The sequence below is a fragment of the Shewanella sairae genome, from assembly GCF_023283535.1.
Classification (GTDB): domain Bacteria; phylum Pseudomonadota; class Gammaproteobacteria; order Enterobacterales; family Shewanellaceae; genus Shewanella; species Shewanella sairae.
This window is the reverse complement of sequence record NZ_JAKILT010000043.1, coordinates 1-26,405: the sequence shown is the minus strand read 5'-3', so window position 1 is coordinate 26,405 and position 26,405 is coordinate 1. Positions and strand designations below refer to the sequence as shown.

Annotated in this window: 23 protein-coding genes; 14 read left to right on the top strand and 9 right to left on the bottom strand. The window is 42.7% G+C overall.

Annotated elements, in window-relative coordinates:
- The first annotated feature begins 30 nt into the window (after nucleotides 1–30).
- Nucleotides 31–603, top strand: a complete 573-nt coding sequence (locus tag L2748_RS16575; RefSeq protein ID WP_373317218.1) for a sigma-70 family RNA polymerase sigma factor — start codon at nucleotides 31–33, stop codon at nucleotides 601–603.
- Complete coding sequence (locus L2748_RS16570; protein ID WP_220781466.1) at nucleotides 596–1,261, top strand: ChrR family anti-sigma-E factor; 666 nt, start codon at nucleotides 596–598, stop codon at nucleotides 1,259–1,261. Before L2748_RS16575 ends, L2748_RS16570 begins: the two co-directional genes overlap by 8 nt.
- A 114-nt stretch (nucleotides 1,262–1,375) precedes the next feature.
- Here the strand turns inward: L2748_RS16570 and L2748_RS16565 are convergent, their stop codons facing one another.
- Nucleotides 1,376–2,983, bottom strand: coding sequence for a mechanosensitive ion channel family protein (locus tag L2748_RS16565; RefSeq protein ID WP_220781467.1), 1,608 nt, complete (start codon nucleotides 2,981–2,983; stop codon nucleotides 1,376–1,378).
- 528 nt (nucleotides 2,984–3,511) lie between these two features.
- Here L2748_RS16565 and L2748_RS16560 point away from each other — a divergent pair.
- A complete protein-coding gene (locus tag L2748_RS16560; RefSeq protein ID WP_220781468.1) occupies nucleotides 3,512–3,685 on the top strand; it encodes a hypothetical protein in 174 nt (57 codons plus the stop codon).
- 291 nt (nucleotides 3,686–3,976) lie between these two features.
- Here L2748_RS16560 and L2748_RS16555 read toward each other — a convergent pair whose 3' ends face one another.
- The gene (locus tag L2748_RS16555) at nucleotides 3,977–4,894 is read right to left on the bottom strand and encodes a pyridoxal-phosphate dependent enzyme (RefSeq protein ID WP_220781469.1); all 918 of its coding nucleotides are present in this window, start codon (nucleotides 4,892–4,894) and stop codon (nucleotides 3,977–3,979) included.
- 302 nt (nucleotides 4,895–5,196) lie between these two features.
- On the opposite strand from L2748_RS16555, the gene L2748_RS16550 reads away from it, so the two are divergent.
- On the top strand, nucleotides 5,197–5,604 hold the full coding sequence (locus tag L2748_RS16550) for a YccF domain-containing protein (protein ID WP_220781470.1): 408 nt from the start codon (nucleotides 5,197–5,199) through the stop codon (nucleotides 5,602–5,604).
- A gap of 82 nt (nucleotides 5,605–5,686) precedes the next feature.
- On the opposite strand, the gene L2748_RS16545 is transcribed toward L2748_RS16550, so the two are convergent.
- The 3 genes from L2748_RS16545 to L2748_RS16535 form a co-directional block, all read right to left on the bottom strand.
- The gene (locus L2748_RS16545; protein WP_220781471.1) at nucleotides 5,687–6,625 is read right to left on the bottom strand and encodes an alpha/beta fold hydrolase; all 939 of its coding nucleotides are present in this window, start codon (nucleotides 6,623–6,625) and stop codon (nucleotides 5,687–5,689) included.
- 31 nt (nucleotides 6,626–6,656) lie between these two features.
- Nucleotides 6,657–7,661: a DUF2817 domain-containing protein gene (locus L2748_RS16540; RefSeq protein ID WP_220781472.1), complete on the bottom strand. Its 1,005-nt coding sequence runs from the start codon at nucleotides 7,659–7,661 to the stop codon at nucleotides 6,657–6,659.
- A gap of 109 nt (nucleotides 7,662–7,770) precedes the next feature.
- A complete protein-coding gene (locus L2748_RS16535; RefSeq protein WP_220781473.1) occupies nucleotides 7,771–8,562 on the bottom strand; it encodes a substrate-binding periplasmic protein in 792 nt (263 codons plus the stop codon).
- A 415-nt stretch (nucleotides 8,563–8,977) separates the two neighbouring features.
- Between L2748_RS16535 and L2748_RS16530 the strand changes: the two genes are divergently transcribed.
- Nucleotides 8,978–9,199 (top strand): PGPGW domain-containing protein, encoded by a 222-nt coding sequence (locus tag L2748_RS16530; RefSeq protein ID WP_220781474.1) that lies wholly within the window; start codon nucleotides 8,978–8,980, stop codon nucleotides 9,197–9,199.
- A 264-nt stretch (nucleotides 9,200–9,463) separates the two neighbouring features.
- Nucleotides 9,464–10,456 (top strand): cytochrome-c peroxidase, encoded by a 993-nt coding sequence (locus tag L2748_RS16525; protein WP_220781475.1) that lies wholly within the window; start codon nucleotides 9,464–9,466, stop codon nucleotides 10,454–10,456.
- Between the two features lie 158 nt (nucleotides 10,457–10,614).
- On the opposite strand, the gene L2748_RS16520 is transcribed toward L2748_RS16525, so the two are convergent.
- Nucleotides 10,615–10,974 carry a DUF6508 domain-containing protein gene (locus tag L2748_RS16520; protein WP_220781476.1) on the bottom strand — a complete coding sequence of 120 codons (360 nt, stop codon included), beginning with the start codon at nucleotides 10,972–10,974 and terminating at the stop codon, nucleotides 10,615–10,617.
- 616 nt (nucleotides 10,975–11,590) lie between these two features.
- On the bottom strand, nucleotides 11,591–12,499 hold the full coding sequence (locus tag L2748_RS16515; protein ID WP_220781477.1) for a LysR family transcriptional regulator: 909 nt from the start codon (nucleotides 12,497–12,499) through the stop codon (nucleotides 11,591–11,593).
- 177 nt (nucleotides 12,500–12,676) lie between these two features.
- Here L2748_RS16515 and L2748_RS16510 point away from each other — a divergent pair, with 177 nt between their 5' ends.
- The 4 genes from L2748_RS16510 (at nucleotide 12,677) to L2748_RS16495 (ending at nucleotide 16,171) form a co-directional block, all read left to right on the top strand.
- Nucleotides 12,677–13,837 (top strand): homogentisate 1,2-dioxygenase, encoded by a 1,161-nt coding sequence (locus L2748_RS16510; RefSeq protein WP_220781478.1) that lies wholly within the window; start codon nucleotides 12,677–12,679, stop codon nucleotides 13,835–13,837.
- An 82-nt stretch (nucleotides 13,838–13,919) separates the two neighbouring features.
- Nucleotides 13,920–14,960, top strand: coding sequence for a 4-hydroxyphenylpyruvate dioxygenase (hppD, locus tag L2748_RS16505; RefSeq protein WP_220781479.1), 1,041 nt, complete (start codon nucleotides 13,920–13,922; stop codon nucleotides 14,958–14,960).
- 162 nt (nucleotides 14,961–15,122) lie between these two features.
- Nucleotides 15,123–15,743, top strand: coding sequence for a LysE family translocator (locus L2748_RS16500; protein ID WP_220781480.1), 621 nt, complete (start codon nucleotides 15,123–15,125; stop codon nucleotides 15,741–15,743).
- Between the two features lie 41 nt (nucleotides 15,744–15,784).
- Nucleotides 15,785–16,171, top strand: a complete 387-nt coding sequence (locus L2748_RS16495) for a hypothetical protein (protein ID WP_220781481.1) — start codon at nucleotides 15,785–15,787, stop codon at nucleotides 16,169–16,171.
- Between the two features lie 26 nt (nucleotides 16,172–16,197).
- Here L2748_RS16495 and L2748_RS16490 read toward each other — a convergent pair whose 3' ends face one another.
- Entirely contained in the window at nucleotides 16,198–17,520 is a 1,323-nt protein-coding gene (locus L2748_RS16490; protein WP_246616167.1) for a GNAT family N-acetyltransferase, read from the bottom strand.
- 186 nt (nucleotides 17,521–17,706) lie between these two features.
- Between L2748_RS16490 and ggt the strand changes: the two genes are divergently transcribed.
- The 3 genes from ggt to L2748_RS16475 all read left to right on the top strand — a co-directional run bounded on the left by ggt (nucleotide 17,707) and on the right by L2748_RS16475 (nucleotide 21,992).
- Nucleotides 17,707–19,452 carry a gamma-glutamyltransferase gene (gene ggt, locus L2748_RS16485; protein WP_220781482.1) on the top strand — a complete coding sequence of 582 codons (1,746 nt, stop codon included), beginning with the start codon at nucleotides 17,707–17,709 and terminating at the stop codon, nucleotides 19,450–19,452.
- Between the two features lie 195 nt (nucleotides 19,453–19,647).
- Entirely contained in the window at nucleotides 19,648–20,607 is a 960-nt protein-coding gene (rihA, locus tag L2748_RS16480) for a pyrimidine-specific ribonucleoside hydrolase RihA (protein WP_220781483.1), read from the top strand.
- 380 nt (nucleotides 20,608–20,987) lie between these two features.
- Entirely contained in the window at nucleotides 20,988–21,992 is a 1,005-nt protein-coding gene (locus L2748_RS16475; protein ID WP_220781484.1) for a catalase family peroxidase, read from the top strand.
- A gap of 70 nt (nucleotides 21,993–22,062) precedes the next feature.
- On the opposite strand, the gene L2748_RS16470 is transcribed toward L2748_RS16475, so the two are convergent.
- Entirely contained in the window at nucleotides 22,063–23,637 is a 1,575-nt protein-coding gene (locus tag L2748_RS16470; protein WP_220781485.1) for a methyl-accepting chemotaxis protein, read from the bottom strand.
- Between the two features lie 490 nt (nucleotides 23,638–24,127).
- Between L2748_RS16470 and L2748_RS16465 the strand changes: the two genes are divergently transcribed.
- Nucleotides 24,128–26,305 (top strand): M3 family metallopeptidase, encoded by a 2,178-nt coding sequence (locus tag L2748_RS16465; RefSeq protein ID WP_220781486.1) that lies wholly within the window; start codon nucleotides 24,128–24,130, stop codon nucleotides 26,303–26,305.
- Nucleotides 26,306–26,405: the final 100 nt, after the last annotated feature.

Below are 26,405 nucleotides of genomic sequence, written 5' to 3'. Positions count from 1 at the left end.
AAAGCTTACGTTAGGCAAAATAAGCAATCTATGGATGACAAGAAACAAGACGCACAGTTAGTCGAACTAACCGCGCACCTAGTCAATGTTGCTAATAACCGTGACAAAGCTGCTTACGCGCAATTGTTTAGTTATTTTGCGCCAAAAATATTAAACTTTGCTAACCAAAAGCTGGCAAATCAAGGCTGTGCGATGGATCTTGTGCAGGAAACCATGACCACGGTTTGGACCAAAGCTCATCTGTTTGATGCTGATAAAGGCGCTGTGACAACTTGGGTTTTTACCATCATGCGAAATCGTTGCTTTGACATGTTGCGCAAAGTGCAACACAACAAAGAAGACACCTATGGCGATGATATTTGGCCAGTATTTGAAACACCCGAATCAAACGAGCATGAAGACCACATTCTCACCGCTAAACTTTTAAAGCACGTGGACGCTCTGCCCCCATTACAAAGACAAGTTGTAAAAGGCATTTACTTACAAGAGCTAAGCCAGCAAGAGCTTTCGAGCAAGTTAAGCGTCCCCTTGGGTACAGTCAAATCACGACTTAGATTGGGTCTTGTTAAACTGAGAAGCATTTTGGAGAAACATTATGATTAAATTCCATCCAAAAGACGAAATGCTAGCGCAGCACGTTAACGGACAACTACACCTAGCTCTAGCGACTGCGGTGTCTGCACACTGTGAACTTTGCGCAATATGTCGCGAAAAGGTTGCCAAAATAACCGAACAACAGGCTCAGTCGAGTTTTAATACAGATTTGCATGTAGCTGATAATGACTACGCAAGTATCGACTTTAGTGCCATGTTAAACCAAATTACTAGCTTGGATGCGGTGCAAACCGAAGCCACAGTCAATAGCCGAGCCCTAGTGCAAATTAAAGGCAAGCAATATACATTGCCGCGTGCATTTGCCAAGCAGGCTAATCAGTCATGGAGCGGATTTGGTAAAATAAGTCGCATGCGTCTAGACGCTGATGAAGGTCATGCTAGAGCCAGTTTGTTGCATATAGACGCTAACGGCGAGATCCCTGAGCATACCCATACAGGACGAGAAATAACCTTATTACTTGAAGGTCACTTTGAAGATGAATTTAGCCGTTATGTACCTGGTGACTTTATCGAGCTCGATGCAGACCATCAGCATTCACCAAAAACCTTAGACGGTTGTTTATGTTATACGGTTGTGGATGCGGCACTGCATTTCACCAAAGGGATAAGTAAAATACTCAACCCTATCGGTGAACTGATTTATTAATTTAGCCCGTACACCGATGTTGATACACAACAAACCTGAACCATAGATAAAAATAAAAGGTCGCGATTGCGACCTCTTATTTTGGTATAACCATAGATTTACGTAATCGATAATCTAGGGCTGGGCAGCAGCCACAGGGACGACAGGGACAATACGTGAACCATGTTTGCTAACCACATTCATAATCCCGAAGTGTAGCTCTTCTGATACACGCTGAAACTCAGCAAAGTCCGTAGTACCGATATAAGCAAATACATTTAGCTGTAGCCCATATAAGCCAAAGCCCTTAAATGTAACCCTTAACGGACTTTCCTCTACTTTTTCATGTTGCTCTAGCAAAGCACGAATATCATCAATAATCAGATGAATTTGTTCAGCGCTGGTTTGATAATCCAAGCGAATATCGGTTTTTAAACGGATTTTTTCACGCTCTGAAATGTTTTCAATATCCATTTCAGATAAACGGGCATTGGGCACATTGATTACGCTGCGATCTATGGTTCTTATTCGCGTACACCTTAGACCAATCTCTTCAACTGTGCCGGTTATCGTACCAAAACGGCCGACATTACCCACTTTTATAGGCGCTGAAGAATATAGGGTAATTGTGCCGATAAAGTTTTCAATAGACTGCTTTGAGGCCAGCGCCACTGCAATACCACCAATACCAAGGCCAGCCAAAATTGTCGAGGCGTCAAAACCTAGGTGCTCTAACCAAATAAGCACGGCAAGCGCGACCAAAATCACCCGAGTAAAGTTAGCCAACGGTCGTAACAACGAAGCGCTTTGGCTGTTGCCTTGGCTTATCCAACGTAAACGTAAGCTATTTTGAATCACATCAGTCAGAGACCAAATAAACCATACCACTGCAATTAGCAGTAAGAAGCCAGTATTGACTACCGCAATCACATTAGCAGATAGTGTTGTATGAGCCATCCAAGCGCGAACCAGCAGTAATGCCACTAAAAGCCTTGACGGACCAACAACTAAATGAGCAACGTCCGCTTTATACTGGTAGTCCGTTCGTAATATTAGTTTTTTCACGATCCACGTAATGGGGATCACCACCAGCAAAGCCAATAAGAAGTAGCAAACAAGCAAAGCCCATTCCCACAAGTTCAACTTAAACAGGTGCCCTGGTGGAACGTGCTTAACAAACCACTCAACCACAGGTCCATAACCAAGCTCGCTATACAAGAGCGGTACTTTAGCAACTGTGGCATTAGACACCTTCCAAATTGAACCTAACTGCTTATTAGGTACCTTTTGCAGCAATAACGTTATTTCACTTCCCTTCACTTCTACCCGACCAAAAGCGTCACGATAAGTGGGCAGTTGATCGCCACTGGTACCATCAGGAGTGTCGTTTATCTCTTGTAAATTAACCCAAATATTGCGTTCGATAATTGCAATAAGCTGTTTAGCATATTCGGGGCCGCGCTCAGCATCCATATCATCGGGTAAATAGCGTAAATCAAGATATTTAGCCGCTTTGTCGAAGTCCTGCTCAAATGACGCCTCAAATAATCCAGCTAACGCCCCTCTCGGGGTATCCCTAAAAAGGCTATCTTGATAGTTGTAACTTGGTTCTTTAACTTGCGCGATTGGCGCCTCAGTGGCAGAGGCGGTTTTTTCTGCTGCGGTTAAGAGCCCCGTACCATGCGCAGTCTGCGACAATAAGGTCAAAGTGAATAAGCAGAGTAACGAGAAGGTTTTTAACATATGCACTCCATTAACAGGACTTTAGCTTGTCTGCTAAACTTGCACTCCTGCAAGTCTGTTCATTCTAGCAAGGTTTAACTCTATGTTAACATTTGATTGGAATAAAATTTTCACGATAGTTGCAAATAACCTCTTGACAATATTTATCGGGCGCATATAATCCGCTCAGTTTTTAGATAGACCCTTTTAGATAGAACTCACCGCCTTTTTGTAAAATCCACGATTCGTCGTTTGATCCCCACATAAGCGTTATCTCACAGGTTAAATCATCTTTATTGGCAGTCACACCACTGTCATAAGCTTATGCTCTACTATTGAGCAGTTTGTAATAGGTATTTGTATTGTTTTTGCGATCTAGCAAACATATTTATATACATTATTACATTCAAGCCACTTGTATAAGTAGCCAAAGATGAGTAGTCTCAAATAGAACTTAAAATTCATCTTTCGCAAAAATGCTAAGGATATCTTATTGTTATAAAGCACTGCCTTATATTGGGCAGCTTAAAATAGAAGGAGTGTGACCATATGTCATACCTAGTAAATGGACACGAAATTACCGTCAACTTTCCAGTAGATTCAATTTCAGTCAACAAAACATCAATCGCCTTTACCGACAGCCAAGGTAAAAATAAGCAAACTTTTTCAAAACGAATTGAAGCGCTTAATTTTATGAAGTGGCTACTTTCTAGCAATAAATAAGCTAGTAAAAATAGACTTAACAAGTCTGCTAGCAAAAGTAAGCTAGCACAATGGCAACACAATACTGACTCTTCGATACACCTCCTCTCACTCGTATCGAATGTTTGTCTTCATAGGCAAACGAATAGGACTGAAACATCTACTCAGCTATTTAGTCACATTCATTTGGTTAAGGCCGTACCGAAACTCGGTATCACGCCTTACCAAATGGAATCACCCTCTTGCAACAAATTACCCAAACTAGACAACAACCTCTGTTTGTCGCCTATTCTCTTGCACGCTTTTAATCGACTAACACTCAGAGTATTTGCGCTGATATCTAGGCAACATAGTCGCGTTACCTAATAACCCACCCTGATGGATATACAATAATGGCTGAGTAAATTCTTGCTCAAATAAGCTTTCAACACACATCCAACCTAATGGGTCATAGAGTAGTTCAAACTCAATGCCTGTTGCCAAAAGTTTGCAATACATGTCGTAAAAGGGGCGGTAAAGCTTACCAAAATGATACTTCCTGCCTAACTCGATTATGGTTGGATGCATCGACTCGTCGGCAACCAGCTGATTAAACTGTTGCGTTAAATACTGCGCATCACCAACACACGCACATGTGAAAACCTTAATGTGCGGTGCATTTAATACCAAGTATTCATTTAAAAACACAGCCGTTGTACCTGTACCAGAGGGTAGAAATACCGCTAACTGTTCAAGCTTTTGCATTTCAGCCCAGGCAATCACCTCTTTCGCTAGAGTTTGTACACCATGTTTTGCATATTCACAGCGTCCACCTTCTGGTACAAATAAGCTGTCGTCGCGATTCGGTAGCACTTTTTGTTCAATATACTCAATTACACTTAAATTTTGTCTATCATCAACTTTAGATAAGTCAATAACATTAGCACCATTCGCAATCGACTCTGCATAGTTACCAACGCTTGAATTCATTACTTGCTCTGCAATATGATCGACATAAAAATCGAGCTGCACACCTTTTAGCTTTGCTAACGCTGACATTGAATACAGTGAGTTAGCCACTGGCGAGCCATGCCCAATGAGGACCGACTTACCCGGAAACTCATTTTCAAGAAAATAAGCAAATTTACGCGCTTTATTACCTGAAAACGTTTCACTTAATAAATCATCACGTTTCACGAAAACTGTACGACCATTAAATTCAATACTATCAACCGGCGACTCTACAAACATGGGGGGCTCACTCAGTATGGGACCATTAAGTCGGTTAACTCACTCACTTGCCTTTATTGTAAACCCATCGACAAAATAGCGACATCCTAAAGGTGTGAGCGAATCGGCATTTACAGGTTGTATTGCTATTTTTAACCACCATAGTTAACAAAAGCACTAATACATAGTCAATTACACTAATCAGTTTTGTCTCCACTCGAAAAATCTGCGTAATAGCGACTGTTAGCGAGTTGGCATGAAAATCGCTTTATCAATATTTAGAGACTGTCGAAAGGACAGAAATAAAACATAAGGAGCCTTAAATGGCAGTGCTACGTTTAGTATTTAATATTGCTTGGTTTATTCTAGGTGGTTTTGTCATGGGACTGGCTTGGTGGCTAGCTGGCCTACTTTGCTTTATTAGCATTATAGGCATTCCTTTTGGTCGTGCTTGTTTTGTTATTGGCGAAATGGCGTTCTGGCCCTTTGGTCAAGATTCAATGAATCGACGCGCATTAACCGGTAACGAGGACCTTGGCACAGGCGCATTTGGCATGGTGGGTAATATCATTTGGTTCTTGCTGTTTGGTATTTGGTTAGCCATAGGTCACATTGTCCATGCATTTGCTTGCGCAATTACCATTATCGGCATTCCGTTTGCGCTGCAGCATTTAAAGTTGGCGATTCTGAGTCTAACCCCCATTGGGCAAACTGTTGTCGCGAAAGCTTAAAACGCAAAAGATTGCTGTAACGTTACCCTTGCTAGGCTGGCATTTTTAACGCCTAGCAATTCACAGGTTATCGTAAAACCGTCTATTGCATCGACAGTTTGCATGCCCTAATAATTGCATCACACAGTTGATTAGGGCTATCTAAGCTCAAATCATGCCCCGCATCGTCAAATACTAACAACTCCGCGTTATAAGCTTGCGCCAGCTGCATACTGCAACTCGGGCTAACTAAATTATCATTTTTGCCGCAGATCAAGGTGAGTGGAACCTCATCCAGTAAAGGTTTAGCAGGTAACGCTTTTGATGACGGCTCTATTATTGAGGCCGCTTTGGTGTCTCCATTACCAGCTAGATCTCCGTCTTTGACTAACACCTTATATCGGCTACAAGCCAACAACTGGCGAACAATAGACAAAAAACCTGTACGGCAGTCTCTACGATATCGACTCCATAGTGCCATTAAGGCCAAGTCGTTACCAAAGCGCCGGGTAGTTAACTTAATCACGCAGATTTCAATTAAACTTAGCTTGCCAGTGTTTGCCCGATGTTTGAACAACATTGCTACAGCATCCAGCATAGCCTTAATAACAGGTAAAACTTGAAATCGTTGATACCAGGACGATAGGTTTGCTGCGCTGCTATTGATGACAACAGCGCCTTTTATTCTGAGATTCAAACCGTTTTTGACTGCAAGACCATGACTATTTAATTCAAGTTTGGCTTGGCTAACGCAGGCGTTGTTGAGCAGCTCTAGGGTTATCATTCCGCCCATGGACAAACCAACCAAATAAATATCGTCCTCATCTAAAGCCAATAATCGTTGGTTTATATTGGCAGCATAATGTCGAATATCAGTCGGACTCAACTCAGAGGATAATGCACCATTACCTAAGGTGTCGAGCGCAAGCACTTTGTGATCCGTCTCACTAACCAGTGCAATTTTTTTTTGCAACAAACTCAAAAACTCGCCCCAGTGGCGACTATCTCGCATTAATCCCCTTAGTAATACCAGCGTAGCCATTTGCTCACTCCTAGGTTTGTTCGCGATTACGCTATTGTTCATACCATAACTGACGCGCTAAGCGGTCAAACTGCGTCATCTGCTGAGGATTTAGTCGCTCAATACTGCGGCTAGCGGCAAGATCCATAAGAAAATGCATAAATACGGTATGCTTACGCAGTGTTCGGTGATAACGATGAGGCTTTTGTGGGTTAAATAAGCCAGCAAAATTAAATAGCTGCCTAGGGTTTTTCTTAACCCATGCCCATGAGCCCATCTCTAAGGTTAGCGGTATAAAAGGCACATCCCCCTTTGCAGTGTCTGTAACTAAATAGTCCCATATATCCCCATGTGTCCGATAAATAAGGCTCTGCGGTGAAAAGCGGTAGTGATTATGATGGGGAAAACTGGACTCGAACAATTGCTTTAGATGGTAGACTCGACCCAGATCGGCCATTGGCGTTTGCTGATGAGCAAACGGAAACCAAACATGATCCGATAAACCAAAGCCCGAATGCGCATCTAATGCGATGACACTTGAGCTATTATTAATTGCATCGCGCATATAACTAACAAGTGCAGCGGTTTCGCGCTCCATGCCCGCTTTACCGCGGTACCATGGTAACTTGGCACTTATTGTTTGCCCGCCTACCAAAAACGTTACGCCGTCAACCGCCTTAATTGGCGCGTTACGCATAAGATCAACGCCATTGCCATTGCAACGGGTGCCCTTTGCTAAGCCAACAGGATTCAAAATAGGAATAAAACAGACTCTCACCCGATTAAGTAAGGCTTGCAACTGGCTATCCCAAGCTAACCTTGTCAACAAACTGCTCAACAAAGCAAGTTGTACCTGTGTGCCTATCCTTTCAACACCATGTACACCACCAATAAACACAATACAGGGAATGTTTGCCTGCTCACTACCTAGCTCAGCACAAATAACAGGATAGAGTTTGCCGTCCGACTCGACTTCAGTCAGTGTTTTAGCCCGCAATTGCGGGTGAGAAGCAATTAAATGTATTAAAGTATCAAGCTCAAATGGAGATGGGCTCATTAGACGACCTGACTAAAGAAAAGGTGCTAAAAGCCTAGCAATTATAAATATCAAATAGGTGACATATTTGTGGCAAATTAGCGATCATTAGATGCAGACTCAATGGTACTCACTTAGCCATAGAGTCTATAACTATCTGCTGAGCGTCAATTTTAGCTAAACCTTGATTGAATCGCTCACGCCACTTACGACCTTGCTCATTATTTTTAAAAGCAACAAACAACTCTTTGTATGTCAGCAGTTTTTTGTTTAACTGTAATTTACCTTTAAGGTGCTGCATATTCGGTTGAGCTAAGGTGTAAGCAAGCACATGTTCATCAATAATCGCGGCATCAATTCGACCCGATCCGACTTTATTGACATTGTGCAGATCAGAAGCAACCACTTCTGCAGGCTGCGATCCCTGCGCTAACATGGCATCAAACTCCGCCGTATTAATATAATCTTGCACCACACCAATCGTATATTGGTTAAGATCACTCTGCTGAGTCCAACTGATGGGGTGTGCTTTTTGCTCAACGAGACCAAGACCACTGCGTCCCATTGCTTCTGAGAAAATAAACTTTTCTGTTGGGTGGGAATATTCAGGTAGGTAACCCATATATTTGCCATCTTTTCTGGACGCCATACGCACAGCTCGACTCCAAGGGTAAAAATCAACAACCAATGTATGGCCAACAGCGTCAAGCGCCGCACGAGCAACTGCAATATAGACACCCTGCTCTTTTAATTGGCTACCAGAATAAGGCGGCCAATGTAATGAGGTGAGATAAAGCGTTTCAGCTGTAACCACAGGAGAAAAGCCTAATAAATACCAAACACCCACTAAGCTAACCCGTTTTATAAGCTTACGGGGCTTGCTGTTTTTTTCACTATATAAAGCAATAAGCTGAGCTAACATGAGTTAAATCCCAACCTATGTAAATATCGCTTGGTTACCAACATAAAATCAACATGCCGTTTATGTGCCTACCCAATATTTTAGTCAAGCACACAGATAACGCCAAAGTCGTCGCTGTATGAGCTTGGTGAAATCAGCAAGACATCCACCAAGTAATACGCCAATACAAGCTTGCGTTAGTCCTTGTTACAATTATGTCACACCATACAATGCGGTTTGCTTTACACTGGGTTAGCTATCGATTTTTACAAAAACTGACTAACGAACTATTGGCTAACCAAAAGAGGTTGATACCTAACCTCTGGTAACAGACGCAAACAGCAAAGGCTTCGCAATGAGAGCGCGTATGTGAAAGACCAGTATTAAGCCGCTATGACTTAGCAGAGAGTATTAATGATCAGAATAAGGAAATAATATGAAAAAGATATTGATTACAATCATAGGTGGCAGTTTGACTTTAATGGGCGCCCTACTTATCGTCCTTCCTGGTCCGGCTTGGTTACTGCTGCCTATTGGTCTTGCGATATTAAGCTTAGAGTACACATGGGCCAAAAAGTGGTTAAAGAAAAGTCAGGCGCATTTAAGTCAAACAGCTCGCTGGTTAGATCGAAAACTACTTTTAAGACGACTCAAGTAAAAAATAGCGCTACCATTAGGCTGTCAAATTCGCCATAACCTCGATCTCATTAAGCTGTTTAGTCGTAGTAAATTTAGCTCCAGCTCACAATTTAGGCTACCCTACCCAGTATTAGGTACAAATACTGCGACTCAGCTCCCATTTAATTAATCCAAATCCACGATAGTCCTAATCGAAACAAAGCGTTATCTTATTTTGCTCAAGCTTACTATTATGCAGCTATTGATTTAACCCTATATATTGTAATGTTTAATTGAGGCTATTATGAATAAGCTAAGTGCCATCTCTATTGCTCTTCTTTCGATTTTATCGGCTGGTGCAAATGCAGCTAATGAACCTATCGAGGTTATCCCTGCCGCGGTTATCACTAATCCTGAAAAAGTTGAGCTTGGTAAGATGTTGTTCTTTGAACCAAGATTATCTAAATCTGGTTTTATTTCATGTAACTCATGCCACAATATTTCTACAGGCGGCGTCGATGCCTTACCAACTTCAATTGGTCATAACTGGCAGCAAGGGCCGATTAACTCGCCTACCGTACTGAATGCAGAATACGGTTTAGCACAATTTTGGGATGGCCGAGCCAAAGATCTAAAAGAGCAAGCAGCGGGCCCTATTGCTAACCCGAAAGAGATGGGCTTTACTCATGATTTAGCTGTCGATACCGTTCGCTCTATGCCTGCTTATCAAGCACGTTTTGCTGACGTGTATAACTCAAAAGAAATCAATATCGACATGATCACTGACGCTATTGCAGAATTTGAGAAAACCTTAGTTACACCTAACTCACCATTTGATCAATATCTATTAGGTGATAAAGACGCTATTAGCGAACAAGCTAAGTCGGGCTATCAACTATTTAAAGATAAAGGGTGTGTTAGCTGTCACAACGGCCCTGCAGTGGGTGGCACTATGTACATGAAGATGGGCCTAGTTAAGCCATTCCACACAAATAACCCTGCAGAAGGCAGAAAGGGCGTGACCGGCAAAGAAGCTGATAAGTTTGTATTTAAAGTGCCGACGCTGCGTAACATTGAACTCACCTACCCGTACTTCCACGATGGTAGTGTTTGGGAGTTAGAAGAAGCGGTTAACACCATGGCTGATATTCAGTTAGGACAGAAATTATCAGATAAAGAAGTTAAAGAGATGGTTGCTTTCTTAAACTCATTAACCGGTGATCAGCCGCAAATTGTTTTGCCAATCTTACCGCCATCGAATAAGAACACACCACGACCAGTTCCTTTTGCTGACTAGGTTTATGCGGTTAGTGTAAGTAATAAGATCAAAAGAGCCGCACTCAGCGGCTCTTTTTGTATTTGGGAAAATACGTCACATAACAAGGTGAGTTAACATTCAGACAAAGATAATTAAGCAATAGCCGAAGTGCTTATCAGTCGTCTACGCTAGCTAAATCACATCGCTTTTTGATAATACAAGGTTTGAAACCGCTCAATAATAGCCAGTAACACACCTTGGCGACGCATATTACTCAACACGCCAGGGCTAAAACGATCGATGCGTGCCATTGCAGTTAATAATAACTGGCACTCATAAAACGAAGCATCACCGATATACTCAGGGCGGTCGACCATATGGCTGTTTTGATACCACTCATCCCAATTAAAGTCAGCTAGCAGTACGCCAGCAGCATCTAAATCAGCAAAAAGCTCATGCAAACGTGTATCGGACACAAAGCGACTAGTTAGCTTTAAGTCATTAATATATTGCGTATATAACCTTGCAGTAAAGTTTTGTAAGTCCATATTATTCATCTTAAACCTCCAACTAGCATGGCATTGATCAACCTTGCTCCTGCGAGCCTTGCTTGTTCTACTATTCGTTATAGGTAAAGCATAAGCTGTACCAAGTTTTGATGAAGTCATTCTAAGGCACGCCAACTGAACGAAAACTTAACGCCTTTAGTATGCTGTAAGCTGTTAACAATATGGGATTTAAAATCAAAAACTCATGGTGTGCTTTTTGATACCTAGCTTAAGGCGCGACCTTAGAGCTTGCAAAGCGAGCGTTAAGTTTTCGAACTTTTTATACTCGCTTTGCAATATGCGACTGTAAGCAATGCAATTTGGTCAAGACAGCAAGTTTTGAAAATGGACTTAACATCAAGCTTTCTGCTATTCAGTTTTGAAAACAAAAGAAAGCTGCTCGAGGTGAGCCTTTACCACCTGGCTGGCAAAAAAAGTTACGACGTGGAGATAGGTTAACTGATGAGCTTTTCTCTAGAGGAAAAATTAACTCTCCAATTGATGCTAATGGCAACATCGTAATCGATATTGACCACACGCCAATTAAAATCAATAGCATAACCAGAGAGATTATCGATATATTAGTTAAGGGTAATTAGCTTACAACACTCTATATAGCGCGGGCTTAGCTGCTTACTGATGACTTCAATTCTGCGTTAAACTCTTCCATAATAAGATCTGTAAACAAGCGCCCAGCACGGCCAAGCGGCCTTTCCATAGTAGACACAAGCTGTGGGGTAAAGCTATAACGGTTGCCCCCCATAAAATCTACTTCAACTAATTCACCACTTTCTAACTCTGATTCGATTAAAAAATCAGGCATCCAACCAAAACCCAACCCCATGAGCAGGGCATTTTTTTTCATCACGAAGCCCGATAGATAAAAGACTTTATCGCCACCAAACTGCATTTCATCGCGGTAATGCTTGTTTATGGATGAGTCTTCAATCGTTAATTCTACATAACGCTGTAACTCAAATAGGCTCAATTGTTTCTCTGTCGCTAAAGGATGATCTGCGGCAACCACTAATACACTGGTAATTTCGGGTAGTGCTTGGGGGCGATAACTGGGACCGGTGCGGTAATCTTTTACCAACATTAAATCTGCGCTGTCCCGTTCAAACCTTTCTTGAACCCCGCCCAAAAACTCCATGTTAAGTTGGACTTTGGTGGGTATTTGTAACTCTGTAAGACGCTTCAATGCACGCATAATGGGCTTCATTGGCAAAGCATCATCAATCACCAGCTCTAACTTTGGCTCCCAGCCTTCGCTAAACTTACTGGCTAAATGTTCTATATTGGCAAGGTATTGCAACAACCTTTGGCCTTCCGCCAAAATAACTTTACCCTCAGGGGTTAACTCTGCTCGATACTGATCGCGACAAAAAAGGTTTACGCCTAGGTGTTGCTCCAGCTTTTTTACCTGGTAGCTCACAGCAGATTGTGCCTTGTGTAAACGCTCTGCAGCCTTAGCAAAACTGCCCTCTTCGACTAATACTTGCAACACTTTAAACGCATCGACATCAATTCGCATTTGGCTTTCCTTACGTAAACCTCACATTACCATCTAAAATTTAGATAGAGACAAGCGTATTATTATTCTTTTTTTTGTTTATCTAAGCAACTAAATTGGAGGTAGATCACATTAAAACTAAAAACAGCATTGGTCTAAATGCTAAATAAGTAGTTAGTACACCAAAGGAAAACCAATATGCCATTTTATGTGAAGCAAGGAAGTATTCCGACTAAGCGTCATATCACATTCAAAAAAGACAATGGTGAGCTTTATCGTGAAGAGTTGTTTTCAACTCACGGTTTTTCCAATATTTACTCGAACAAGTACCATCATAATATGCCGACCAAAGCATTAGAGGTCAGTCGCTATAACTTGTCCCACGGTGAAGATTGGCAGGACTCTTTGGTTCAAAATTATAAGCTCGATACCAAGCAAGCCGATTGCAACGGCAACTTCTTCAATAGCCGCAATAAAATCTTCTTTAATAATGATGTGGCTATGTATACCGCTAAGGTAACGGAAGACACCGCAGAGTTTTATCGTAATGCCTATGCAGATGAAATCGTGTTTATTCATGAAGGCGAAGGCACACTCTATAGCGAATATGGCGCGTTAGCTGTTAAAAAGTGGGACTACCTTATCGTCCCTCGTGGTACCACTTATCAGCTTAAGTTTGATGATTACAGCAACGTACGCCTGTTTGTCATTGAATCAGCAAGTATGGTCGAGGTACCTAAGCACTTTAGAAACGAATACGGTCAAATGCTAGAGTCTGCCCCCTATTGCGAACGTGATATCCGCACGCCAATACTGCAAGACGCGATTGTCGAGCAAGGCGAGTTTCCTCTTGTAAGTAAGTTTGGTGATAAATATCAGCTCACCACATTAGAGTGGCATCCATTTGATCTCGTTGGCTGGGACGGCTGTGTTTACCCTTGGGCATTTAACATTCAAGAATATGCACCAAAAGTCGGCAAAATCCACCTGCCACCGTCGGATCATATCGTCTTTAGCGCCCACAACTTTGTCGTGTGTAACTTTGTGCCGCGCCCATATGACTTCCATCCACAATCGATACCTGCGCCCTACTACCATAACAACATCGACAGTGACGAAGTGCTTTATTACGTCGATGGTGACTTTATGAGTCGTACTGGTATTGAAGCTGGCTATATGACGCTTCACCAAAAAGGCGTTCCCCACGGGCCGCAACCAGGTCGAACTGAAGCCTCAATTGGTAAAACAGAAACTTATGAATATGCAGTGATGGTCGATACATTCGCCCCACTAAAGCTAACCGAACATGTAAAGCAATGCATGAGCAACGACTACAACCGTTCTTGGATTGAAAACTAGTGCCACGCGCAGTTTAGTTTAAGAAAATAGGCCATCAATAGAATGGCTGGTCTGTAGTAACAAATTGACAGAGGACATTAGAATGGCAAGCGAACAAAACCCACTAGGCCTACTTGGTATCGAATTTACTGAGTTTGCAACGCCTGAACAAGATTACATGCATCAGGTCTTTATTGATTTCGGTTTTTCATTGCTGAAGAAGTCAAAATCAAAAGAGATTTTGTACTACAAGCAAAATGATATTAATTTTCTATTAAATACTGAGCGTAAAGGTTTCTCTTCTGAGTTTGCAAAAAGCCATGGCCCTGCAATTTGCTCAATGGGTTGGCGTGTAGAAGATGCACAGTTTGCTTATGAAGGTGCGATTGCGCGCGGTGCAAAGCCAGCAGACGATGCTGCTAAAGATATGCCATACCCAGCGATTTACGGTATTGGCGACAGCCTTATTTACTTTATCGACACTTTTGGCGACAACGACAACATTTATGCTAAAGATTTCGAAGACTTAGATGAACAAATCATCACTCAAGAAAAAGGCTTTATGGAAGTCGACCACCTAACCAATAATGTCTACAAGGGCACCATGGAGTTTTGGTCAAACTTTTATAAAGATATCTTTGGCTTTACTGAAGTGCGTTACTTTGACATTAAAGGCTCACAAACAGCCCTTATCTCTTATGCACTGCGCTCGCCAGATGGCAGTTTCTGTATTCCAATCAACGAAGGTAAAGGTAACGATAAAAACCAAATTGATGAATATTTACGTGAATACGACGGCCCTGGAGTACAGCATTTAGCGTTCAGAAGCCGCGATATTGTTGGCTCGCTTGATGCGATGGAAGGCTCATCTATTCAGACATTGGATATTATCCCTGAATATTACGACACCATCTTTGAAAAACTGCCGCAAGTGACTGAAGATCGTGAGCGCATTAAACATCACCAAATTTTGGTTGATGGTGATGAAGACGGCTACTTACTGCAAATTTTCACTAAAAACCTATTTGGTCCAATATTCATTGAGATCATTCAACGCAAGAATAATTTAGGTTTTGGTGAGGGTAACTTTACCGCATTATTTGAATCAATTGAGCGCGATCAACAGCGCCGTGGTGTACTTTAATCTACCGCTAAAGTAAAACACCGATTGAATTGATGTCATGTTTACTAAAAACCAGCCTATAGGCTGGTTTTTATGTTCTGGGGCTCTACCCTAAAGCCAAGTAATTCTCTACACTGTGCGTCTTTTCAATTATTAGCTTCATAGACCTCGATTTAATTAACTATGCCAGATTTAGCCCTATTAGCGGTGTTTTTACCGACGTTCTTTTTTGTTTCCATCACGCCAGGTATGTGTATGACACTTGCAATGACATTAGGCATGAGTATCGGTTTTCGCCGCACAATGTGGATGATGCTAGGTGAACTCGTTGGCGTGGCCTTAGTAGCCGTTGCCGCTGTCATGGGTGTCGCAAGCATCATGCTCAACTACCCTGACCTATTCTCCATTCTAAAGTGGGTTGGCGGACTCTACCTTGTCTATATTGGCGTTAACATGTGGCGTTCAAGAGGCAAAATGGCGATTGTAGAGGGTCAACAAACGACGAGTGTCGGTAACCTTGAGCTAATCACCCAAGGCTTTGTGACTGCGATTGCTAACCCTAAAGGCTGGGCATTTATGGTGTCTTTACTGCCACCATTTATTAATGTTGAGCGCGAAGTGGCGCCGCAACTGATGGCGCTAGTCAGCATCATTTTATTTACTGAACTAATTAGCATGATGGCATACGCTGCTGGTGGAAAAAGCTTACGTATATTTTTAAGCCGCGGTGATAACGTCAAATGGATGAATCGCATTGCAGGCAGCTTGATGATTGCAGTCGGTTTTTGGTTGGCATTAGGCTAACAGCTAACAAATTTTAATCGTTACCCAAGAAGGTGCATCAAATGAAGTCGATAAAAATACTACTGCTTTTGCTAGGCAGTTTAGCCCTGTCAGCATGTACATCAACGCCACTAGTCAATTTGAATAATGAGCCTATTGCCACTGATAGTGCTCAATCCATAGAGCAAGCGATTATTCAAGGCTGTAAAGCCAAAGGATGGGTGCCGATTAAAGCTGAAGGTAACAGCATTGATGCTTACATCACTGTGCGGTCTCACAAAGCCCATGTGCGTATTACTTTTGACGATAACTTTTACAATATCAACTATGTCGACAGCACCAATCTAGATTATAACGATGGCAATATTCACCGAAACTATAATAAATGGGTTTACAAGTTATCGGCGTCAATTCAACGCCAACTTGGGACAAAGGCGCAAGCCTATTAATACCATTGAATAAAAAAGCAGAGCCATTAGGCTCTGTTTTTGTAGGGTAACTTCAATGTTAACTGCTGCATGTAAATCTGCATATTCTCTGCTTCCTGCAGAGTAAAGCTTTCAATTGCTTGTCTAAACTCACTATGAGCAATTTCATGATTAGAAAATGTTTCTATCGGCTCAAAGCCCCGCGGAACTTTATGCTCGCCTTGGGCGCCAGCATCAAATACCTGTAAGTTATTGGCAATGCAGTATTCGATACCTTGGTAGTAACAGGCTTCAAAATGTAAACCATCAACCTCAGTCAATGCCCCCCAATACCGGCCATATAAATGTGTCGCTGATTTAAAATAAAGCGCAGCAGCTATAGCTTCGCCAGCGCTATTTTTAACTCGTAATAGCACCACTGACTCGGCCATTGCTGCGCCGAGTCGTTGAAAAAAATCTAAGGTTAAATAACCGCTATGGCCCGAGCGTTTAGCATAAGTCTGTCGATAACATGCGTAAAAGTGCTGCCATAATTGCCGAGTAATTTGCGAGCCTTCGATAAAATCAAAACTCAACCCCGCCTGACCCACTTTTGCTCTTTCTTTTTTTATGTCTTTACGCTTTCTCGATGTTAACGCCGCTAAAAACTGCTCAAAGTCAATGAAACCTTGATTAAACCAATGAAACTGAGTGGTCACCCGTTGTAAGCAGCGTTGCTTGGACAAGCAATCAAACTGCTGCTTTGGTAAAAACAAACAATGCCAACCAGAGAAGCCATATTCGCTTAAGCAAGTATTAAGCGTGTTGCTAATCACCTGCCAAACCTCACTCTGTTGTTGATGATTTAGGCCTTTATCGAGCCCTAGGCGCATGCCCGTAACGGGGGTGAATGGAATAGCGGAAACCAGTTTCGGATAATAAGGCAGCTGATGGCGTTGATAAGCATCAGCCCATGCCCAATCAAAAATGTATTCGCCATAAGAGTGCGCCTTAATGTAAAGCGGCATCACAGCGATGATATGACCAGCCTCCCCGCATTGGTTATTCTTTTCGTTCTTGCTAGCGCTGTTTAGATTGCTTGAGCTTTCTAAATCACTTTGTATAGTTAAATTGCTTGATTGAGTTAAGCCGCCCTCTTTATCCGCGCTCTTGCTGACAACAAGGTGCAGCGGAGTCCAGCCCGCCTGCACAGACACGCAACCACTCAACTCTAAAGCCGCTAAATAAGCATGTTTATTAAAGGGATTATCATCATGCATTAACTTATCCCAAACCTTAGCTGGCACCTTTTCAATGCTATCTATAAGTTCAATCACAAATGAATTTGGTGGCTGATGCTGCTTAACAGATGTTGAGGCGCGATTAACCAACGGCTTCTCCCTGAATTGTCATACCAATCAATATTAAAGTTTGCCTACCCTGTAAGCGACTTGCAATTATCGTTAATAAACGTCACATTGCCTTGAGCAAGTAACCCGTCACAATACCATAACGATTTAACTGCAAACTAAAAATAAAACAAATTAAGCTGATAACAATACAGTAAAGGATTAAAAATGAGTGCTTTTAAGACCTTAGCCTTCTCTCTCTCCATGGTTATTCCATTAGCCGCGATAACAGTTAGCGCTCCGCTACCTGTGGTAGCCAAAGAGGCATCGATATATAGCCACGCAGCTACTGCTCAACCTATTTGGGCTAAACATGGCATGGTTTCGAGCCAAGAAGCATTAGCAACTCAAGCTGGCGTCGAGATTTTAAAGCAAGGCGGTAATGCAGTTGATGCCGCTGTCGCCGTCGGATTTGCTCTAGCCGTCACTTTGCCAAGAGCTGGCAATATTGGTGGCGGCGGATTTATGCTGGTTCACTTAGCCGAGCCTAATAAAACCATCGCTATCGATTATCGTGAAATGGCGCCACAAAAAGCCCATAAAGACATCTTTCTCGATGCGAGTGGTGATCCGGTAAAAAAACTCAGCCGTGAACATGGGCTTGCAGTCGGTGTACCCGGCACTGTTATGGGCATGGAGCTGGCACTCGAAAAATACGGCACCATGACCATGGAGCAAGTCACCCGTGCAGCCATTGATATGGCAAACAAAGGTATTAGTGTAACCCCAGATCTGCAATCTTCGCTGTCAGGCCTAAAGCGCAGAATTTCTCAATGGCCAAGTTCAGCAGAGATATTTTACAAAGCTGACGGTAGCGATTATCAGATAGGGGAATTATTAAAACAGACAGAGCTTGGCCACTCGCTATCACTTATCGCCAAACACGGCAGCAAAGGGTTTTATCAAGGCGAAACTGCAGCGAAGTTGGTTAACGCTATTCAAGACGCTGGTGGGATCATGACCCTAGATGATCTTAGTAACTATAAAGTGATTGAACGTGAGCCAGTGGTTGGCAGTTACCGAGGGTATCAGGTAATTTCAATGCCGCCACCGTCTTCTGGTGGCATTCATATTATTGAAATGCTCAATATGCTTGAAGGTTATCCAATTAGCGATTTGGGACTGAACACAGCTGCAACCTTACACTTAATGACAGAGGCGATGAAACGCGCTTATGCTGATCGCAGTGAATACCTTGGCGACCCCGACTTTTTCGACGTCCCAGTAAACGCCCTCCTCAGCAAAGATTATGCTAAGCAGCTAGCCAAACAAATATCGCTAGATAAAGCCACGCCTAGCAGCGATATCAAACCAGGCAAACTCGCGCCTTATGAGAGTGATCAAACCACTCACTACTCAGTCGTTGATAAATGGGGCAATGCTGTATCCAACACTTATACGCTTAATTTTAGTTATGGCTCAGGGCTCGTTGCTAAAGGCACGGGGATTTTGCTCAATAATGAGATGGATGATTTCTCAGCCAAAGCTGGCACACCAAATGGTTTTGGCTTAATCGGCGGACAAGCGAATGCAGTCGAAGCCAATAAACGCCCATTAAGCTCAATGAGCCCCACCATAGTGATGAAAGAAGGTAAGCCTTATATTGTAACCGGCAGCCCCGGCGGCTCACGCATTATTACCACGACGATGCAGATCATTATGAATGTTATTGATCATGACTTGAACATTGCAGAGGCGACCAACGCCCCTCGTATACACCACCAATGGCTACCCGATGTGCTGCGGGTTGAGCGCAGCCTTAACCGTGATACACAAACCTTGTTAAAAGCCAAAGGGCATGACGTCAAAGTCAATAATGCTATTGGCTCGACACAGTCAATCATGGTCACTGAGCAAGGGATCTTTGGTGCGAGCGATCCACGCCGGGCAGGCAGTGAAACCAGTGGTTATTAAGTAGCCCTCTCAATATTTGCAAACAAGGTCTTATGCTAGTGATAAGGCCTTTTTATTGAATAAAGCAAATGTAAACAATGTATTGAATGGTATGAAAGTGTCACTTAGTCACAGTTTTTGAGTTTGTAACCCTCTAGGATGCTATAAAAAATCGACTTAGTATTTTAATCGTTACTCATTTTTCGGAGTCTAATAATGAGCCCTACTCAACAAATCCAAAAAGTTACCCCTATTATTCTTGACTGCGATCCAGGTCATGACGATGCCATCTCATTGATTTTAGCGATGAGTAGCAACAAACTAAACCCATTGGCTGTAACCACCAGCGCAGGTAACCAAACCCCAGATAAAACCCTCAACAATGCGCTACGCATCCTTACACTACTTGAACGTCACGATGTCCCAGTTGCGGCAGGCGCACCTAAACCTTTAGCACGCGAGCTAATCATCGCCGATAATGTTCACGGTGAAAGCGGCCTAGATGGCCCTAAACTCCCCGATCCAGCATTTGAACCACTCGCTATTTCAGCTATTGAGCTCATGGCGCAAAAGGTACGTGAAAGTGCAGAGCCTGTAACGCTAGTGCCATCAGGGCCGCTGACTAATATTGCCTTATTTTTATCGACCTACCCAGAGCTACACAGCAAAATTGAACGCATCGTATTAATGGGCGGCGCAGCAGAAGCAGGTAACTGGACTCCAGCGGCTGAATTTAATATTTTTGTCGACCCAGAAGCGGCTGACATGGTGTTCAAGTCCGGGGTGCCAATTATCATGTGCGGCCTTGATATTACCCATCAAGCACAGATAATGGATGAAGACATTGAACGTATTCGGGTTATTCCAAACCCAGTCGCCAAGTGCGTCGCCGAGCTGCTCGATTTCTTTATGATCTACCACAGAGATCCAAAATGGGGCTTTGAAGGCGCACCACTGCACGACCCATGTACCATTGCATGGCTACTGAAGCCTGAGCTATTTACATCATACGATTGCTGGGTTGGGGTAGAAACTAAAGGTGAATATACCCAAGGCATGACGGTTGTTGACCGTTATCAACTCACCAGTAACCCACATAACACCCAAGTGCTATGTAAACTCGATAGACAAGGCTTTGTTGATTTGATTGTTGAGTGTTTAGAAGCTTATAACTAATCGGCAAACCTCTACTGTAAAACACTTAACGCTAAGCCACAGCTTTAAGCTGTGGCTTAGCGGCGTTGCCCATCAATATTACCATCCCAGCTAAAGCCGTTACCTTGTTAATTATCGCCACCGAAAATCGTTACTAATAACTGCTGCTAATAACAGAATAAGTAAGGCTTTGCTCCGCCTCTTTCAAGCAAATAGCTTGTAAGCTAATTTATCTACCTAAGATCAAACTTACCTGCACAGTTCAAAGGCCCTATGTTCGTTTCTAAATAATTAAGTGCCTCTTTCGCGAAAGAAATGTTTGCCTTTTCCGTTCTCTATCTCCACATATCACATTTAGATTTCATATTATGAAAATAACAAGCATAACTCTTAGAGCAATAATGTTTAAAAAGAGACTTTACCAAAGCATCAGCCCCTTATTACAAGCAAGTATATATGTCAGCTTAGCCCTATTGCCAACATCAATATTTGCCGCTGAAAAGTCTATTTCGGAATTAGTCGACGCGGTAAATGGCACTCCTGATGCAGCAAGTCGCGAAGCCGGTAAAAAAATAAAGCTGCGCAATCACGCCAAAGGTTTCTGCACATCCGGAACGTTTACACCGGCAGCAAATATTGAAAATCAATTCAACATTCCATTTTTTGAACAACAAGAAATAAGCGTAACTGCTCGCTTCTCACTTGGGGGAACTAATCCACATGCATCGGATAAAGGGGCGGGTCGCTTTATGTCGCTTAAAATTGATGGGGATAAGGAAAGCCTTAATTTTGTCACCACGAATGCACAGCTATTTTTTGCCAGCAACCTAGAAGACTTTTTTACTTTTCAAACTAAAGTAAAACAAGGCGCGGAAGGGAAACAGTGGCTTATAGACAATAAGCCTGATGCAAAGGCTTTTTTTGAATATGTAAGTCAAATGCCCAAAAGCAGCAGTTTTGCCAATAGTCGCTACTTTGGGGTAAACAGTTTCTTATTTGATAAACCAGATAACAGTCAGATCGCTGGGCGCTGGATTTTTGAGCCAGCTGCCGGTCAAACCGCATTGACGCAAGCAGAGCTTGCAACCCGCTCTGATGACTTCCTACAACAGGAATTACTCAATCGAATTGAAACAGCGCCAGCAGTTTGGAACTTATACGTGAAATTGGCCGACAGTGACGATGTGGTAGTTGATCCCACCATTCTATGGCCTGAATCACGTCAACGTATATTAGTTGGACAAATCATTATTGATGGCAAGCGGGACAATGAGAGCAACGTTCAGCAGTGCGATAAGAGTATTTTCAATCCAGTTTTATTGCCCGAAGGCATTGAACCATCAGCTGATCCCATTTTAAATGCGCGCACACCAGCTTATATCAAATCCTTTATTAGACGCTTGTAAGCTATACGGGTTAGCTTATGTAAAACAGCAGTTAACCTAATGGGTTAGCTGCTGCTTGTTAACAGCGATACTACATCTTCCTTTGAACACTCTGTTCCCAAAACTGCTGTGATAAGTGATGTGTTTTAGCCGATAAGCGCAGCACTTGTTCTCCACGCTCTGCCGCATTACGGGTTTGTTCTAAACTTTCTAATGACAATTCACTAATAACTTGTATTGAATGGCTAATTTCATTTGCTACAGTGGTTTGCTGTGTCATCGCACAGGCGTTTTCATCACTCATCACATTCATTTTTACAATTGATGCTCTAAGCGCTTCAAATGACTCATCTACTTGTCTGGCTAAATCAACTGAAAGCAAGGCTTTTTGCTGTCCTGCTTCCATCGCTTTGGCTGCCATAGTCGTGCTATCACGAAACTTACTGACAATCGCCTCAATATGCGACGTTGACTCACTAGTCCGACTTGAAAGCTGGCGCACTTCGTCAGCAACAACGGCAAAGCCACGGCCAGACTCTCCCGCTCGAGCCGCTTCAATCGCTGCATTTAATGCCAAAAGGTTCGTTTGTTCAGCAATGCCTCGAATCACTTCCAATACCTTATTAATATCTTGGCTATCTTGCTCTATAGAGGCCACTACAGTGGCAAAGTTACCCACTTCATCTTTTAGTTGATTAATCGAATCGATCACTTGTTCAAGTAATTCATGACCTTGCTCTGCAGAGGTATTGCTTACCGACATCTCCTGTGCGGCGCTATGAATATTTTGACTAACTTCACTGAAACTGGCGCTCATCTCTTCCATCGCCGTTGCAGCCTGGCTTGTTTGCTGACTTTGGCAGTCTGCACGTTGGCGAGTATTAGCAATGGTGTCATTCAAGCTAGCACTTAAAGACTCTATCGAGCCGGCTGAGTCAGCCATTCGTCCCACAACGCCGCCTGTTTCTGTCAACAAAAACTGTAATGCAAATCCAATTCGGCCAATTTCATCTTGTCGACCAGTAAACACGCCTGTAGCAAGGGGATCGTCTACCACTTTGCTCGCCTGAATGGCTAAAGACTTAAAAGGCTTCAAAATCTGCTTTAAACCCAGCGCGGCGAATATACCTACCGCAATAATCGCGAAAATTGGTGAGTATTGCGCAATTAAACCCGCCATCAGCACAGATAACAGTAACCAAATATAAATTCGTCCCGTAAAACTTAAAACGGGTTTACGTAGCGCCTTAGGCACCTTACCAGCATTAACACTTTGGTAAATGTCTTCGGCACGCGTAATTTGCTCTTTGGTCGCTTTACGGCGTACAGACTGATACTCATGAATTTTACCGTTCTCATAAACCGGAGCGATATAGGCATTAACCCAGTAATGATCGCCACTTTTAGTGCGGTTTTTAACAATACCAACCCAAGGTTTACCTTGCTTTACTCGTTCCCAGAGTGACTCAAAGGCAGCAGCAGGCATGTCCGGATGACGAACCATATTATGCGGCTGCTTATGTAGCTCATCAAAACTGTAACCACTTACATTTGTAAAACCTTCATTGGCATATTTTATCTCCCCCTTAAGATTAGTGGTCGATAATAAAATACAATTCTCTGTTAAGGTCTTTTCATTTTGAGTGACGGGTTTGTTATTGCGCATTACAAAGAGTGTTCCGCTAGAAAAATCAGCGGTTATTGTGGCAAATTTCAAAAACTGGAGCGTTGACTATTATCACGAAAAATCATGTCGTTAACATCAAATTAAAGGCTTAGTTCACAGGCTAGAGTAAAACAGTAAAAATAACTCAAGTAGCGTGAAGTAATTAAAACAAAGTTACCCCCCTATATTCAAAAGGCACAGCTTAAATCAGACTTAATGGACAATCATTCAAAGAGCATAAAGATAACAACCGCGTGCATTACAAACAGCTAATATTGACTCGCTTAAAGGCTGGTTTTAATTAAGTCGAAAATAAGTTTTACCCTGTTAACCATGCCTGCATGTTCAAAAAATAGCTAATCAAACGCTTTGTTACAATCTTTCGGCTTTAGTATTGGATTTAACACCTTTAACCATGGTACTTAAAGAGGTTAACGTCTGCGTAATCTAAAAGGCGATTTTTAAAACAAGTAACGTCGGGGATATAAATATGAAGGGATTAACCCTCAAACCAATCGTGTCTGCAGTTGCACTAGCAATGGCACTCACAGCATGTAGCGCCACAACTAGCACAACCACTAGCCAAGAGGCTCCAAATGTTGTTGCTGCACAAATCATTGAAAATAATGCAAGTAACCCATTCTTTAAACCTTACGATACATATTTAGGCATTCCGGATTTTGCCAAGATTAAACCTGAGCACTATTTACCAGCATTTAAAGCCGGTATTGCACAGCACAAAGCGGAAATCCAAGCAATTATCGATAACCCTGCTGCACCTACTTTTGCTAACACCATTGAAGCGATGGAGTTCTCGGGTGAGCTAACAACTAAAGTCGCCAGTGTATTTTATAACTTAACCGGCGCTGATACTAACGAACAACTGCAGGCGATTTCTAAAGAAGTTTCGCCAATGCTGTCATCAGCAAGCGATGATGTACTGCTTAATGACGCGTTATTTCAAAAAGTTAAAGCGGTTTATAACCAACGCGACAGCTTAAACCTTAATGTGGCTCAAGCTAAACTGCTTGAAGACACCTATAAATCTTTCACCCGCGGCGGTGCTAACTTAAGTGAAGCAGATAAAACTGAGCTACGTGCTTTAAATGAGCAGATTGGTAAACTTAGCTTAGAGTTTGGCGATAACCTATTGGCAGAAACCAATGCCTTTGAATTGGTTATTGATAGCAAAGCAGACCTGTCTGGCTTGCCTGAAGATGTTATTAACACTGCAGCGCAAACAGCCACTAAACGCGGTCACGATGGCAAGTGGGTATTCACTACATCACGCCCTTCAATCACGCCATTTTTAACTTATGCTGACAACCGTGATCTGCGGGAAACCTTGTATAAGGGTTATATTGATCGGGGCAATAACAATAACGCCAACGATAATAAAAAGATCTTAGCTAAGATGGCAGCACTGCGCGCTGAACGCGCTCAGCTAATGGGTTATAAAACTCACGCCCATTTTGTACTTGAAGAGCGTACAGCTAAAACACCTGAAAACGTCTATGACCTGCTAAACAAAGTATGGCCAGCGGCACTCGCTCAGGCAGAAGCTGAAGTGGCAGACATGCAAGCTCTTATCGATTCAGAAGGCGGCGATTTTAAGTTGGCCGGCTGGGATTGGTGGTACTATTCAGACAAAATCCGTGTCGCTAAATACAGCTTTAATGAGCAGCAAACTCGTCCATACTTCTCACTAGAGAACACATTGGATGGCGTATTTTACACAGCTAACCGTCTATTTGGCATTACTGTAAAAGAGCGCACCGATCTACCGACATACAATGATGAAGTCCGTACTTGGGAAGTGTATGACAAAGATGGCGAACTTATGGCTATCTTTATGGGAGACTACTTCGTGCGTGACAGTAAGCGCGGTGGTGCATGGATGAACTCATACCGTCAGCAGTACAATATGGACGGTGTTGAGTCTAAGCCAATTATTGTAAACGTACTTAACTACCCTCGCCCAGTTGGTGATGAACCAGCGCTACTAACATTTGACGAAGCAAGTACCCTATTCCACGAGTTTGGTCACGCACTTCATGGCATGATGTCGGATGTTGAGTACCGCTCACAAGCGGGTACCTCTGTACCACGTGACTATGTTGAGTTCCCGTCTCAGGTGATGGAAAACTGGATGACTCAGCCTGAAGTGCTAGCCCAGTTTGCTAAGCATTACAAAACTGGCGAAGTAATCCCACAAGAACTGGTTAAAAAGATCCAAGCAGCAAGTAAATTTAACCAAGGTTTTGCGACAGTTGAATATATGGCAGCAACTAAACTCGATCTAGATTGGCACACAGTGACAGACTTTATGCCAAAAGATGCGGCAAAGTTTGAAGCTGAATCGTTAAATAAGATGGGATTGATTGAAGAGATTGCACCGCGTTACCGCAGTACATACTTCTCTCACATCTTCTCTGGTGGATACTCTGCAGGTTACTACAGCTACATCTGGTCTGATATTCTAGGCGCTGATGCATTTGAAGCCTTTAAAGAAAACGGTATTTTCGATAAAGCGACTGCCGATGCCTTTAGAGATAACATCCTGTCTCAAGGTGGTAGTGAAGATCCTATGCAACTTTACAAACAGTTCCGTGGCAAAGAAGCTGGCATTGAGCCACTATTGCGCAGCCGCGGTTTACTTGCTAAGTAAACTAAAAGTTTGTCTAGTCCTAAAATAGGTTGACGGTTTTTATTAAGCCAGTTGGTACTCCCAACTGGCTTTTTCATGCACCTCGTTTGGGGTTTTCATT

What these genes read in the sequence shown, in the direction of transcription:
- L2748_RS16575 (WP_373317218.1), top strand. Translation starts at nt 31, where the DNA reads ATGGATGACAAGAAACAAGACGCACAGTTAGTCGAACTAACCGCGCAC.
- L2748_RS16570 (WP_220781466.1), top strand. Translation starts at nt 596, where the DNA reads ATGATTAAATTCCATCCAAAAGACGAAATGCTAGCGCAGCACGTTAAC.
- L2748_RS16565 (WP_220781467.1), bottom strand. Translation starts at nt 2,983, where the DNA reads ATGTTAAAAACCTTCTCGTTACTCTGCTTATTCACTTTGACCTTATTG.
- L2748_RS16560 (WP_220781468.1), top strand. Translation starts at nt 3,512, where the DNA reads ATGTCATACCTAGTAAATGGACACGAAATTACCGTCAACTTTCCAGTA.
- L2748_RS16555 (WP_220781469.1), bottom strand. Translation starts at nt 4,894, where the DNA reads ATGTTTGTAGAGTCGCCGGTTGATAGTATTGAATTTAATGGTCGTACA.
- L2748_RS16550 (WP_220781470.1), top strand. Translation starts at nt 5,197, where the DNA reads ATGGCAGTGCTACGTTTAGTATTTAATATTGCTTGGTTTATTCTAGGT.
- L2748_RS16545 (WP_220781471.1), bottom strand. Translation starts at nt 6,625, where the DNA reads ATGGCTACGCTGGTATTACTAAGGGGATTAATGCGAGATAGTCGCCAC.
- L2748_RS16540 (WP_220781472.1), bottom strand. Translation starts at nt 7,661, where the DNA reads ATGAGCCCATCTCCATTTGAGCTTGATACTTTAATACATTTAATTGCT.
- L2748_RS16535 (WP_220781473.1), bottom strand. Translation starts at nt 8,562, where the DNA reads ATGTTAGCTCAGCTTATTGCTTTATATAGTGAAAAAAACAGCAAGCCC.
- L2748_RS16530 (WP_220781474.1), top strand. Translation starts at nt 8,978, where the DNA reads ATGAAAAAGATATTGATTACAATCATAGGTGGCAGTTTGACTTTAATG.
- L2748_RS16525 (WP_220781475.1), top strand. Translation starts at nt 9,464, where the DNA reads ATGAATAAGCTAAGTGCCATCTCTATTGCTCTTCTTTCGATTTTATCG.
- L2748_RS16520 (WP_220781476.1), bottom strand. Translation starts at nt 10,974, where the DNA reads ATGAATAATATGGACTTACAAAACTTTACTGCAAGGTTATATACGCAA.
- L2748_RS16515 (WP_220781477.1), bottom strand. Translation starts at nt 12,499, where the DNA reads ATGCGAATTGATGTCGATGCGTTTAAAGTGTTGCAAGTATTAGTCGAA.
- L2748_RS16510 (WP_220781478.1), top strand. Translation starts at nt 12,677, where the DNA reads ATGCCATTTTATGTGAAGCAAGGAAGTATTCCGACTAAGCGTCATATC.
- hppD (WP_220781479.1), top strand. Translation starts at nt 13,920, where the DNA reads ATGGCAAGCGAACAAAACCCACTAGGCCTACTTGGTATCGAATTTACT.
- L2748_RS16500 (WP_220781480.1), top strand. Translation starts at nt 15,123, where the DNA reads ATGCCAGATTTAGCCCTATTAGCGGTGTTTTTACCGACGTTCTTTTTT.
- L2748_RS16495 (WP_220781481.1), top strand. Translation starts at nt 15,785, where the DNA reads ATGAAGTCGATAAAAATACTACTGCTTTTGCTAGGCAGTTTAGCCCTG.
- ggt (WP_220781482.1), top strand. Translation starts at nt 17,707, where the DNA reads ATGAGTGCTTTTAAGACCTTAGCCTTCTCTCTCTCCATGGTTATTCCA.
- rihA (WP_220781483.1), top strand. Translation starts at nt 19,648, where the DNA reads ATGAGCCCTACTCAACAAATCCAAAAAGTTACCCCTATTATTCTTGAC.
- L2748_RS16475 (WP_220781484.1), top strand. Translation starts at nt 20,988, where the DNA reads ATGTTTAAAAAGAGACTTTACCAAAGCATCAGCCCCTTATTACAAGCA.
- L2748_RS16470 (WP_220781485.1), bottom strand. Translation starts at nt 23,637, where the DNA reads ATGCGCAATAACAAACCCGTCACTCAAAATGAAAAGACCTTAACAGAG.
- L2748_RS16465 (WP_220781486.1), top strand. Translation starts at nt 24,128, where the DNA reads ATGAAGGGATTAACCCTCAAACCAATCGTGTCTGCAGTTGCACTAGCA.